At 65.9% G+C, this 12,718-nt stretch carries 11 protein-coding genes; 5 read left to right on the top strand and 6 right to left on the bottom strand.

Features of this window, described 5'->3' with window-relative positions; genetic code table 11:
* Nucleotides 1-3: 3 nt before the first annotated feature.
* Nucleotides 4-2,256 carry a carbamoyltransferase HypF gene (gene hypF / locus AL072_RS17350; RefSeq protein WP_045583016.1) on the bottom strand — a complete coding sequence of 751 codons (2,253 nt, stop codon included), beginning with the start codon at nt 2,254-2,256 and terminating at the stop codon, nt 4-6.
* A gap of 142 nt (nt 2,257-2,398) precedes the next feature.
* Between hypF and AL072_RS17345 the strand changes: the two genes are divergently transcribed.
* The 5 genes from AL072_RS17345 to AL072_RS17325 all read left to right on the top strand — a co-directional run bounded on the left by AL072_RS17345 (nt 2,399) and on the right by AL072_RS17325 (nt 6,969).
* The gene (locus AL072_RS17345) at nt 2,399-2,632 is read left to right on the top strand and encodes a hypothetical protein (RefSeq protein WP_045583017.1); all 234 of its coding nucleotides are present in this window, start codon (nt 2,399-2,401) and stop codon (nt 2,630-2,632) included.
* Nucleotides 2,633-2,810: 178 nt separating this feature from the next.
* Nucleotides 2,811-3,896 carry an SDR family oxidoreductase gene (locus tag AL072_RS17340; RefSeq protein WP_045583018.1) on the top strand — a complete coding sequence of 362 codons (1,086 nt, stop codon included), beginning with the start codon at nt 2,811-2,813 and terminating at the stop codon, nt 3,894-3,896.
* Between the two features lie 192 nt (nt 3,897-4,088).
* Complete coding sequence (locus AL072_RS17335) at nt 4,089-5,072, top strand: C4-dicarboxylate TRAP transporter substrate-binding protein (RefSeq protein ID WP_045583019.1); 984 nt, start codon at nt 4,089-4,091, stop codon at nt 5,070-5,072.
* A 116-nt stretch (nt 5,073-5,188) separates the two neighbouring features.
* A complete protein-coding gene (locus tag AL072_RS17330; RefSeq protein WP_045583020.1) occupies nt 5,189-5,695 on the top strand; it encodes a TRAP transporter small permease in 507 nt (168 codons plus the stop codon).
* The gene (locus tag AL072_RS17325; protein ID WP_045583021.1) at nt 5,692-6,969 is read left to right on the top strand and encodes a TRAP transporter large permease; all 1,278 of its coding nucleotides are present in this window, start codon (nt 5,692-5,694) and stop codon (nt 6,967-6,969) included. The genes AL072_RS17330 and AL072_RS17325 overlap by 4 nt, the downstream gene beginning before the upstream one ends.
* A gap of 357 nt (nt 6,970-7,326) precedes the next feature.
* Here AL072_RS17325 and mog read toward each other — a convergent pair whose 3' ends face one another.
* The 5 genes from mog to AL072_RS17300 all read right to left on the bottom strand — a co-directional run bounded on the left by mog (nt 7,327) and on the right by AL072_RS17300 (nt 12,531).
* A complete protein-coding gene (gene mog / locus AL072_RS17320) occupies nt 7,327-7,881 on the bottom strand; it encodes a molybdopterin adenylyltransferase (RefSeq protein ID WP_045583022.1) in 555 nt (184 codons plus the stop codon).
* A gap of 19 nt (nt 7,882-7,900) precedes the next feature.
* Nucleotides 7,901-9,814: a nitric oxide reductase activation protein NorD gene (locus tag AL072_RS17315; RefSeq protein WP_045583023.1), complete on the bottom strand. Its 1,914-nt coding sequence runs from the start codon at nt 9,812-9,814 to the stop codon at nt 7,901-7,903.
* A 22-nt stretch (nt 9,815-9,836) separates the two neighbouring features.
* Nucleotides 9,837-10,640, bottom strand: a complete 804-nt coding sequence (locus AL072_RS17310) for a CbbQ/NirQ/NorQ/GpvN family protein (RefSeq protein WP_045583024.1) — start codon at nt 10,638-10,640, stop codon at nt 9,837-9,839.
* A gap of 75 nt (nt 10,641-10,715) precedes the next feature.
* A complete protein-coding gene (locus AL072_RS17305) occupies nt 10,716-12,065 on the bottom strand; it encodes a cbb3-type cytochrome c oxidase subunit I (protein WP_045583025.1) in 1,350 nt (449 codons plus the stop codon).
* 13 nt (nt 12,066-12,078) lie between these two features.
* Complete coding sequence (locus AL072_RS17300; RefSeq protein ID WP_045583026.1) at nt 12,079-12,531, bottom strand: c-type cytochrome; 453 nt, start codon at nt 12,529-12,531, stop codon at nt 12,079-12,081.
* Between the last annotated feature and the right edge of the window lie 187 nt (nt 12,532-12,718).

Here is a 12,718-nt window from a genome sequence, read left to right as displayed (position 1 = left end):
CTCCTACAACGTAATGGAAGCCACCCAGGCTTGGCCGAGGCTGAGTCCGCCATCATTGGCGGGTGCCAGCCTCGGCAGCAGCGCCTTTACCCCTGCTGCGCGGAAGCCGGCGACCAGTTCCTCCGCCAACACTGCATTCATCAGGCAACCGCCGGACAGCACCATCTGCGAGAGGTCGCGTGCCCGCAATGCAGGCAGTGTCCAATCGACCAGCGCGGCGGCCAAGGTGCCGTGGAACAACTCGGCCCCATCCACCGCATCGTTAACGGACAACAACCGTTCCAGCAGAGGCGTCAAGTCGAGTACTCCATCTTCAATCCGCCATGCGCCCTCTGCCACCCGTGGCTGGCGAACGAGCGATTCCAACACCATCGGCGCTTCGCCCTCGAAGCCGGCAACGGCGCGGACGCCTAGCAGTCCACAGGCGGCATCGAACCAGCGTCCGCAGGAACTGGTTGGCGGTGCATTGACGCTGCGTTCGATCATGCGCCGGACCCCGTCGGCTGGACCGTAGCCGGCAAAGCGCGGAACGATCTCGTCGGCGCGGCCCATGCGGGCCAACGCCGCGGCGGCCATCCGCCAGGGCTGGCGCGCTGCGACGTCGCCGCCGGGCTGGGCGAGATGGCCGAGATGGCCGATGCGCTCGGCCGCAAACCCGTCGACCACCAGCATCTCCCCACCCCAGGACTGGCCCCTCTCCCCCAATCCGAAGCCGTCGAGCGCAAGGCCGAGTACCGGCCCGTCGAGTCGATGTTCGGCCATGACCGCGGCGACATGGGCATGGTGGTGCTGGACCGCGATGGTCGGGAGGCCGCTCCGCTCGGCGAAACGGGTGGTCTGGAAATTGGGGTGCTTGTCATGGGCGACGGCGACCGGCTCGACCCCCAGTATATGCAGCAGATGTGCGACCGTCTCCTCTAGGAAACCCAACGTCGCCGCATTGTCGAGGTCGCCGATGTGCTGCGACAGGAAGGCCTCGTCACCGCGGGTGATGCAGACCGTCGCCTTCAGATGGCCGCCGAGCGCCAGGACGGGCGGCATCGGCCGGGCGAGCCGGATCGGCTCCGGCACATGGCCACGCCCTCGTCGCAGGAAGGCAGGGGCGCCGGCCAGTTTGCGGACAACGCTGTCGTCGGCGCGGATGACGATGTCGCGATCATGGTCGACGATCAGGTCGGCGATGCCGGACAGCCGTTCATGGGCCTCTTCGTTGGCGATGGCCAGCGGTTCGCCGCCGGGATTGGCGGAGGTCATGACCAGCGTCAGATCCTGCGGCTTGCAAAGCCAGTCGGAGCCGTCCGGCCGTCCGGCCGCTTCGTGGAACAGCAGGTAATGCAGGGGCGTATAGGGCAGCATGACACCGAGCCAGGCGAGGCCGGGAGCGATGTCGGAGGCGATCTCGGCGGGAGGGCCCGAAGACTCCTCCCGCCGCCGCAGCAGGACGATGGGCCGCGCGACGCTTTCCAGCAATGACGTCTCGTCGGCATCCATACGGACATGCCGTGTCGCGGAGTTTGCATTGGCGACCATCAGAGCGAAGGGTTTGCCGTTGCGCTGCTTGACCCGGCGCAATCGTTCAACCGCATCGGCCCGCGTCGCGTCGCAGGCCAGATGGAAGCCGCCGAGCCCCTTGATGGCGACAATCCTGCCCCCCCAAAGCGCCGCCAGTATGGCTTCCGGCTGATGAGACAAGTGCGGGCCGCAGCTTGGGCAGGCCGTCGGCTGAGCGTGGAAGCGGCGGTCGGCAGGATCACGGTATTCCTTCAGACAATCCGGGCAAAGCGGGAATCCGGCCAGCGCCGTTTGCGGTCGGTCGTATGGCAATTGGTGCGTGATGGTGTAACGCGGGCCGCAATGGGTACAATTCAGGAAGGCATAGCGATAACGGCGGTTGGCCGGATCGAACAGTTCGGCGAGGCAGGCCGGGCACACTGTAGCGTCCGGCCCGATGCCGGTGGCGATGGTCCCGGCGGATTCGCTGTGGCGAATAACAAAATCGGATTCGTCCTGGATCGGGCTGGCGGAAGCGCATTCGACGGCATCGATGCGAGCAAGCGGCGGCGCGTCCCCGGCCAGGGCAGCACGGAAGGCGTCGATTGCGACACCCTGCACTTCGATCAGCACGCCCTGCGGGTCGTTCAACACCCAGCCAGTCAGCCTGAAACGCCGGGCGAGAGCATAGATATGCGGACGGAATCCCACACCCTGCACTCGTCCGCGCACGCGAATTTGCAACCGAACTTTACTGTCAACCATTGGCCTTCCTGGGCGATCTTCGGCTGAACCGAACCGTCCTCATCCTATCCCTATTCCGAAAGGGGAGAAGGGGTTTCGCAACGATCCTGCACGGCGTCGGTTGAAGGAAGGGCATTCACGGAACCGGAACGGAGATGCCGCCATGAGCGCAAGCAAACATGGGAAGACCGACAAGCCGACCGATGCCGACCTGAAGAACAACCCTCAGATCGGCGGGTCCAAGGGGGCTCGTGCCGCCGGAATGACGCCGGACGACCTGGAACTGGCCCAGGGCGAAAGCACCTTCGAGGGCGACATCGAGAACCAGACCAACGACAAGGGGGGAGTCGACAAGCCCTTCCGCGACGGACCGCCGTTGCGGCCCCGCCAGGGCTGACCCGATAGAAGCCCATAATCATACGGTCTTTCGAGATGGGGCGGCGCTCGACCGGGTGCCGCCCCGTTTTTCTGCCCGATCCACCTTAGAACGCGGCGGAACCGCGGGTGACGGAGGTCGTTGGAGCAGAGGAAGCGTCCGCCGCTTTCCCGCCAGCCATACCAAACAGGATCCCGTCATGTCACTGTCCCGCGACTTTCCCTCATTTCCCGTCGTCTGCATCACGGGCGCCTCGGCCGGGGTCGGCCGCGCCACCGCGCTGGCCTTTGCCGCCTATCGTCAGGCTTCCATCGGCCTGATCGCCCGTTCCGCCGATGCGCTGGAGGAAGTGAAACGCGAGGTGGAGCGGCTGGGCGGGCGGGCGCTGGTCCTACCGCTCGACGTCGCCGATGCCGGCGCGCTGGAAGATGCAGCCGACCGGGTGGAGGAAATGTTCGGCCCCGTCGACGTCTGGATCAATGCGGCGATGGTCACCGTTTTCGGCCCGGTGCGGTCGGTGACGCCGGAGGAACTGAAGCGCGTGACCGAAGTGACCTACCTGGGCTCCGCTTACGCCATCCAGACGGCTTTGCGTCGGATGCGGAAACGCGACCGCGGTACGATCCTGCAGGTAGGCTCGGCGTTGGCCTATCGGTCGATTCCACTGCAGTCCGCCTATTGCGGGGCGAAGCATGCGGTTCAAGGCTTCATCGACAGCCTGCGGTCGGAACTCCACCATGAGGGCAGCCGCATCCGGCTGACCGCAGTGCATCTTCCGGCGGTCAACACACCGCAGTTCGAATGGGCACGCAGCCACATGCGGTATCGTGCCAGGCCGATGGGCATGATCTTCCAACCGGAGGACGTCGCCCGCGCCATCCTCCATGCCGCCGAAAACCCGCGCCGCGAATATTGGCTGGGAGGGCCGGCAATGCTGGCGATTCTGGGCAACTTCCTGGCGCCGGGCCTCATCGACCGTCATCTCTCCGCCACCGCGATTGATGGACAATTGACGGACGAGTGCGAGAAACCCGGACGCCCTGACAACCTTTACCATCCCGTCGATGGGTTGCACCGCGCGCGCGGCCGCTTCGGCATGCCGCACAACAGCCTGCGCCTGACCGTGCCGGGCGGAAGTGCCAGAGCTATCGCCATGGTTGCAGGAGTGCTCCTGGCCGGCGGGCTCGGCTATGCGATGAGAAACCTGGCCTTCCAGTCGCGCGCTGCGGAAAGGCGTGAGACCGCCTCAGCCGAATCCTGGCGACGGCATGCGGACATTCCGTAAGAAACGCTATTGCCAACAGCAATCATGCATACTACCATACCAGTGTTTGAACAATCTGGTTTTCGGCCATTCGCCTGCCAGACCGGCACTCTCCATTCCGGGGCTGTGCCGGTCTGGCGGTAGGCCGAACATACACCAGTAAAAATGCCGGCTGGCGTTTGCCGGCAGTCCATATCGCTGGGAGGAAAAGGCATGTTTGTCATGGCGAACGCCGTGCGTGCGGCACTGTTCGGTGCATTGGTGTCCCTGGTTTCGGTCGGCGCGTCCGCAGCCGACTACACGTTGAGCGTCAATACGGCGCTGACACAGCAGGATCCGCTCTATAAGGGGCTTGAGGAGTTCAAGGCCAATGTGGAGAAGCGGTCGGCTGGCAAGATGAGCGTCCGCTTGTTTCCCGCCTCGCAGTTGGGCAAGGACGAGGATCTGCTGGAACAGGCCCGCGCCGGCGCGCCCGTCGCGGTGGTGGTGGATGGTGGCCGGCTGGCCGTGTTCGTGAAGGAGTTCGGCGTGCTTGGGGCGCCCTACATCGCCCAGGGCTACCAAGGCATCCGCAAGGTCGTGACCTCGCCGATGTTCGAGGAATGGGCGCAGAAGCTGCGCAAGGCGTCGGGCCATCAGGTGCTGTCCTTCAACTGGTGGCAGGGCGAACGGCACATGCTGACCAACAAGCCGGTGACGACGCCGGCCGATCTCGCCGGCGTGCGCGTCCGCACGCCCGGTGCGCCGGTCTGGATGGAGACGATCCGCGCCATGGGCGCCACCCCCACTCCCCTGCCCTGGTCGGAGGTCTACACCGCCATGCAGCAGCAGGTGATCGACGGTGCGGAGGCTCAGGATCCGGCCATCTACGGGGCGCGCCTGTACGAGGTGGCTAAATATCTGACCAAGACCGGCCATATCAACCTGATCACCGGCATCGTCACCAGTGCCGCCTGGTTCGACGGCCTGCCGAAGGACATGCAGGCACTGCTGCGCGAAGAGGCTCTGAAGGCTGGCGACAAAGCGTCGAAGGGAACCGAGGATTCGCTCGCCGACTTCGAAAAGCAGATGAAGGACAAGGGTATGCAGGTCGTCGACATCGACGTGACTCCCTTCCGCACCGCGACGGCATCGGTCTATGAGAAGCTAGGCTATGGCGAGTTGCAGAAGCAGGTCGAAACGCTTCTGAAGCAGTGACCGCCGGCCACGCACCGTGACCGGGGCGGGCGCCCTACGAAGGCTTCCCGCCCCCTCCCGCAACCGACGCCCGCATCCATCGTCCCCGGCGGGCCGGACCGGAGCACCCCCTTGCGATGAAATCCCTCTACGTCAAGGCGGAGGCGGTGTTGGCGACGACGTTGCTCGCCGTCATCGTCCTGCTGGTCTTCGCCGCCGGCATCACCCGCTGGTTCGGCTACCCCCTGGTCTGGTCGGTGGACGTCGCCCAGTTGCTGTTCGCCTGGGCAAGCTTCCTAGGCGCCGATCTGGCGCTGCGCAAGCACGCCCATATCGGCATCGACTATCTCGTCAAGCGGCTGCCGGCCCGTCCGCGCGCCATCCTGGACATTGTTCTGGCCCTGGGGGTTCTGGCCTTCCTGCTGACGATGACGGTCAAGGGCTACCAGCTGACCATGCTGAACCTGGAGCGCCAGTTCGGCGACAGCGGCATCAGCTATGCCTTCGTTACGGCGGCGGTGCCGGTCGGTTGTCTGCTGCTGTCCGTCACCCTGCTTGGGCAGACCCTGGCCGCCATTAGCAGGCTGCGCAGCACCCCGCGCCCGATCTTCACCGCCCCCGCCGCCGAAGAGGTGATGCCGTGATCCTGCTCGCCGCCACCTTTTTCGTCCTGATGGCGCTCGGCACCCCGATCGCATTCGCCATCGGCATCGCCGGCTTCACCTTCTTCCTGACCAACGGAATCATCCCGATGTCCATCGGGGTGCAGCAGGTCGCCACAGCATCCCAGAGCTTTCCACTGCTGGCCGTTCCCTTCTTCGTGCTTGCCGGGCACATGATGAACCGGACCGGCATCACCCAGCGGCTGATCGGCTGTTCCAATGTGCTGGTGTCGTGGATGTCCGGCGGACTGGCGCAGGTCTGCATCGTGCTGTCCACGCTGATGGGCGGCGTGTCCGGCTCTGCCGTCGCCGATGCGGCGATGGAGGCGCGCATCCTCGGGCCCGACCTGATCCGCAGCGGCTATTCCAAGGGCTTCACGTCTGCCGTCATCGCAGTCGGCTCGCTTATCACCGCGACCATCCCGCCCAGCCTCGGGCTGATCCTGTATGGCTTCGTCGGCAACGTGTCGATCGGGAGGCTGTTCCTGGCCGGCATCGTCCCCGGTTTCCTGATGATGGCCGTGCTGATGGCCACCGTCTGGTGGATCGCGCGCCGCCGCGGCTATCGGGCCGGCTCCACCCAGCGGCCGACGGCCAAGGCGGTATGGGCAGCGGTGGTCGACGCCAAGTGGGCGCTGCTGTTTCCGGTCGCCCTGCTGGTGGCCATCCGCGGCGGCCTGTTCACCCCGTCGGAGGTCGGCGCCTTCGCCGTGATCTATGCCGGCGTGATCGGTTTCTTCGTCCACAAGGAACTGACCCTGCGCGACATGACCGAGGCGCTGGTGGAGGCCATCACCGACACCGGGCTGATCATGTTGATCATCCTGTTTTCCGGCATGGTGGGCTACGCCATCGTGTTCGAACAGGCGCCGCAGAGCATCGCCGCCGCCATGACCGACCTTACGCGTGAGCCGGTGCTGGTCGTGGGGCTGATTCTGATCTTCCTGTTCATCGCCGGCCTGTTCATCGAAAGCACCGTTCTGGTGCTGCTGCTGACGCCGATCTTCCTGCCGATCGTCACCCCGCTGGGCATCGATCCGGTGCATTTCGGCATCCTGATGATGACCATCGTCACGCTGGGGTCGATGACCCCGCCGGTCGGTGTGGCGATGTATACGGTGTGCAGTCTGCTCGACTGCCCGATCGAGGAGTACATCGTCGAATCCCTGCCTTTCGTCCTGGCAGTGATCGGGCTGGTCTTGGTGCTGCTGTTCTGGCCGGGACTGGTGCTGTTCATGCCCAACGCGCTCATGTGAGGCCGCGCCGGTAAATGTCACACCGGCATGGTTGGAGCCGCGCCTTGCGGCACCGGCCATGCCGCCTATATAGAGCGTCATGCATCAACTACTGAAAGGAGGTGATCTCGTGTCCCATTGTCCGTCTCACTCGTCGTCGAGCGCCAAGGCCGGGGTCTCTTTCTTCGTGGAAGGGATTCTGGTCCGCTGAGGACTGTGCCGTGGTGTCGACGACACACGGATAGGCAATGGAGGGGCTGCCGGAAACGGCAGCCCCTCTTTGTTTGTGTCGCGATGGATGTGCCGGACATGCGGGACGGAGCGTTCAAGACCGGAATCGATCAGAAGCGCCGGTCCGCTCGTTGAACGAAGGCTCGGTCAGGATTTCGGGCGAAAAGCGGCACATACCGTTGAATCGGTTTCGATCCGTCCGGCGCCGATCAGATCGAGGCAATAGGGGATCGCCGGGAACACCGCCATCAGGCAGTCATGGATGGCTGATGGCTTGCCCGGCAGATTGACGATGAGGCTGCGGCCGCGGATGCCGGCGGTCTGGCGCGACAGGATCGCCGTCGGTACGACACGCAGGCTGACCGACCGCATCAGTTCGCCGAATCCCGGCATCATCTTGTCGCAGACCTGCTCCGTCGCTTCCGGCGTTACGTCACGGGGGGCCGGGCCGGTACCGCCGGTGGTGACCACCAGAGCGCAGCCGGCCACGTCGCACAGTTCGGTCAGGGTGGCAGCGATCAGGTCGAGTTCGTCCGGGATCACCCGCGCTTCCGCCTCCCAGGGCGAGGCGACGATGCGTGTCAACTCCTCGCGGATCGCCGGACCGCCCTTGTCCTCGTAGATGCCGCGGCTGGCGCGGTCGGATACGGTGACGATACCGATCCGCACCGGAGTGGTCGTTTCGGTGGCGGGTTGGATCATGGTCGAAGGTCCTTTTCGGTCAGGCAGCGCAGGCGACCTGCCGGTACAATGCCGGCAACGCCTTGGTCAGGTGGGACACCTGCGGGAATATGGCATAGGCGCCGCGTCCGAACAGATAGGGCACGTAATCGCGGGCCTCGGCATCGACGGTGATGGCGAAGACCGCCAGCCCGCCGCGCCGCGCCTCACGGATCGCCTGCCTCGTGTCCTCGATGCCATAACGACCCTCGTAATGGTCGACGTCGTTCGGCTTGCCGTCGGTCAGCAGCACCAGCAGCCGATGGCGGTTCGGCCGGCCGGCGAGTTGCGCCGCCGTGTGGCGGATCGCGGCTCCCATGCGGGTGTAATACCCAGGCTTCAGCGCGCCGATGCGGCGGATGACCCTGTCGCCCAGCGGCTCGTCGAACCCCTTCAGCGTCTGCACCCGCACCCAATCCCGGCGGCGCGAGGTGAAGGCATAGAGCGCGTGGTCGTCTCCGCACGCGGTCAACCCATGGGTCAGGGCCAGCAACGCCTCCTTTTCCACGTCCAGCACGCGCCTGCCGTCGATCCAGCCGTCGGTCGACAGCGACCCGTCGACCAGCACCGCCACCGCCAGATCGCGGGCGGCGTTGCGCGCCTGCTGGTGCACACGGTCGCTGCCGGCGCTTCCCGCCTGGAAATCGGCCCGGCTGCGCACCAGCGCCGCCAAATCCAGCTCGTCACCGTCGGCCTGACCGGTGAACAGCATGCGCCGCGGCCGCAGCGCCTCGAACTGGCGGCGGACCTGCCGGATGCGCCGCATGGCCGCGGCATCCGGCTGCCAGATGTCGCCATCCGCCGGGGCCGTTTCGGCGATCACCCGGCAATGGTGGGGAAGGTGCGCCTGCTGGCGATGGTCCCACTCCGGATAGGTCAGGGTGGCTGACAGCGGCGTTGCATCTACGGACGGCGGCGCCAGGTCGAGGTCGAGCTTCAGCGTGGTGGAGGCCCGGCGGCGGTGCGCGCCGACCGCGATCTCGTCCAGATCGTCGGCGGCCTTCCGGGCATTCTCCGCATCGTCGTCATCGACCGCGCGCGGGATGTTCAGTGCCTCGGCAAGGCTCAGCATCTTTTCGAAGCGGTTCAGGATCAGCGGATCGTTGCGCCGGATCTGGTCGGTCTGCCGCCGGGTCGCGGCACGTCGGCGGCGGTCGCCTTCTGCCGCCCGCCCGCCCTCGCCGGGGCTGTCGGCGGCGGCGGACTCCCGGCCGGCGGACAGCGTCACCAGCCCCCACAGTGGCACCGGCAGCAGCCTTGCGTAGCCATGGGGTGCCGTGAAGCTCGACAGCGGTACGGTCGGGGCCAGCATCCGCACCGCATCGCCGAGCGCGGCGCCCGATCCCAGCAGGGTCATGGCGGCACGCTCGACGGCGGCCTCGACCGGCGGCAGGCGGCGGGACGGGCGGAGGCCGGCAGCGGCGCGCGCCAACTCCTCATACGGACGGGCGAGGCCGGGCCAACCGGTCAGCACCCGCGCGGTGGTGGCGGCGGCACTGCGCAGAGCGGCAACATCGGCCTGCAACGGATCCGCGGGAAGCGACACGGCCATGGCATGCGCGAAATAGGCGGCCAGCCATTCGTACAAACATTCGTTCAGCGCCCGGTCGGGAAACAGGTCGATCGCCGCCGGCAACTGGAGCACGTCACCATCCAACGCCGCCCGCTCCACCCGCTCGGCGCCCAGCCCGATACGGTCGAGCAGCGGCAACCGGTGTCCGGACACTGCCGCGCTTCCCGCCGCCAGCCTGACCCCGCGGTCGCCGCCGAGCGCCCGGAAGAACACCGCCAGCCGCGGCCGCACTGCCTCCAGCGTCACCGCGGCGTCGGGATGATGCGGGTAGCTCGACCGCCCGCCGATCAGGTGGTGCCACAGGCGGCCGACGGTCTCTTCCGGCTCGAAGAACTCCAGCATGACGATGCCCTCGCGCTTTCCATTATCCCAGCGTGACCTCGGCCACGCGCAGCAGGCCGGCACGGATGTCCGGGTCGTCGGTCAGCGGTTCGATCAGCGCGGCGCGGATGGCGCGTTCCGGCTTCATGCCGGAGCGGATCAGCGTGGCGCAGTAAATCAGCAGACGGGTCGATACGCCCTCCTCCAGATCCTGCCCCTTCAGCGCACGCAGCGCATTGGCGAGGCGGACCAGCGGTGCGACGCGGTTCGCAGGCAGGCCGCTTTCGGTCGCGACGATGGGGATCTCGCGCTCAGGGTCGGGGAAATCGAACTCGACGGCCAGGAAGCGCTGGCGGGTGCTGGGCTTCAGTGCCTTCAGGACATTCTGGTAGCCGGGATTGTAGGACACGACCAGCATGAAGTCCGGCGGGGCCTCCAGTGTCTCGCCGGTGCGGTCGAGCGGCAGGATGCGGCGGTCGTCGGTCAGTGGATGCAGCACCACGGTGACGTCCTTGCGCGCCTCCACCACCTCGTCCAGATAGCAGATGGCGCCCTCGCGCACCGCGCGGGTCAGCGGCCCGTCCGCCCACACCGTGTCGCCGCCCTTCAGCAGATAGCGGCCGGTCAGGTCGGCGGCGGTCAGGTCGTCATGGCAGGAGACGGTGTAGAGCGGTCGGCCCAGCTTCGCCGCCATATGCGCGACGAAGCGGGTCTTGCCGCACCCGGTCGGCCCCTTCAGCAGCAACGGCAGACGGTGCTGGAAGGCATGTTCGAACAACGTGCATTCATCGGCGATCGGCTGGTAGAACGGAAGGGGCGGAAGGATGGGGACGGCGCTGTCGGGCATCGCAGCGAAACTCCGAAAAAGGACGGCCCCCGTGCCGACCGGACATCCGATGGACAGCAGGGGCCGGAGGGGACGTCACTCGGCCGGCTGGTAGCTGGTCGGGATCGAGGCCGGCCGTTCCTCGCGCGCCGGGCCGAAGATGGCGTAGAGGTAGAGCAGCACCCCCGCCGCCACGGTGACGCCGGCTCCGAGCCGCATCCAGTAGAACAGCGCGATCTGTGCCTGGACCTCCATGTAGTCCATGCCCATGACCCGCTGCAGATGGGTCTGCACCACGCCGGCGACCGTCAGGGCGAAGGTCATGAAGGCCATGCCGCCGCTCATCAGCCAGAAGCTCCACATGTTGAGGATCTGGTTGTAGGGCTGCCGGCCGCGCAGGTAGGGCATGGCGTAGGTGATGATGGCGAGGTTGATCATGGCGTAGGCGCCGTAGAAGGCGAGATGCCCGTGCGCCGCAGTCACCTGGGTGCCGTGGGTGTAGTAGTTGATCGGGGCGAGCGTGTGCAGGAAACCCCACAGACCGGCGCCGAAGAAGGCGAAGACCGCGCAGCCCAACGACCATAGCATAGCCGCCCTGTTCGGGTGCCGCCGGCCGCTCTTCCACACCATCATGAAGGCGAAGACGACCATGGTAAAGAAGGGAGCGACTTCCAGCGTGGAGAACAGCGAGCCGATCCACTGCCAGTAGCCGGGGGTGCCGATCCAGTAATAATGATGGCCGGTGCCGAGGATGCCGCTGAACAGCGCCAGCCCGACGATGGCGTACAGCCATTTCTCCACGACCTCGCGGTCGACGCCGGTCATCTTGATCATCAGGAAGGCGAGGATGGAGGCCAGCACCAGTTCCCACACGCCTTCGACCCACAGATGGACGACGTACCACCAGTACATCTTGTCCAGCGACAGGTTGGACGGGTTGTAGAAGGAGAACAGGAAGAAGACGGCGATGCCCCACATGCCCACCAGCAGGATGTTGGTGATGACCGTGCGGCGGCCCTTCAGCACCGTCAGCGTGACGTTGTAGAGGAACATCAGCGCGACGACGACGATCGCGGCCTTGATCCAGGTCGGCTGTTCCAGGAACTCCCGCCCCTCATGGATGCGGAAGAGGTAGCCGACGACGGCCGCCAGCGCGCCGAAGACGAACAGGCCGAGCTGGATCAGCGCCAGCTTCGGGCTGTGCAACTCGGTCTCCGCCTCCTCTGGAATCAGGTAATAGGCGGCGCCGAAGAAGCCGATCAGCAGCCAGACGATCAGCGCGTTGGTATGGATCATCCGGAGGATGTTAAAGGGCAACAGTTCCGACAGCGTGTTGGGCAGCACATAGACGACGCCAGCCAGAAGACCAACCAGGATCTGCACCCCGAACAGCCCCATGGCCGCCGCGAAGTAATAGATGGCGACTTTTTGCGATTCATACTTCATGACGGAAATCTCCTCAGCCCGACAGCTTGGGCGGCCAGTTCTGGGTGTTGATCCGGCTGGTCCATTCCAGGAAGGCGGCGAGATCCTCGACCTCGCCGTCGGTCAGGTGGAACTGCGGCATCTGGCGCCGGCCCTCGATCCCGGAGGGCTGTGCCGCCATCCAGGTCTTGAGCGCCAGCACGGCACCCTCCGGGTCCTTGTCGCCGCCATAGCGCAGCCAGACATTGCCCAGCTCGGGGGCGAAATAGGCGCCCTCGCCCAGCAACGTATGGCAGTTGATGCAGGCGTTCTTCTCCCACACATGCTTGCCGCGGACGACGGCATCGGTCAGTGTCTTCTTGTCCGTGCTGGTGTCGACGATGTAGTTGTGACTGAGTGCTGTCAACGCGATGAAGGTCGCAAAGAAGAACAGCGACCCACCATAGAAGATGTTGCGCGCGGCCGCTTTGGTGAAGCGTTCGGTCATCGCTCGGGATCCCTGGAAGTCTCGATGTCTCGTCGAGTGGGGTCGGTTCGAAAGGCGTCGGTTGCGCGAAGCCGGAAGCCGGAGGCCTGGCCTCGCAGCGTCGTCCGCCACGGGTCGGACGAATAATTGACTGTGGCGGGAGGGCATTCCTTGACCGCGGTCAAGCCGCCCCTCCTGCATCCGTCCT

The sequence above is a fragment of the Azospirillum thiophilum genome, from assembly GCF_001305595.1.
GTDB lineage: Bacteria > Pseudomonadota > Alphaproteobacteria > Azospirillales > Azospirillaceae > Azospirillum > Azospirillum thiophilum.
The sequence above is the reverse complement of the archived record's forward strand: the minus strand, read 5'-3'. Positions and strand labels throughout refer to the sequence as shown.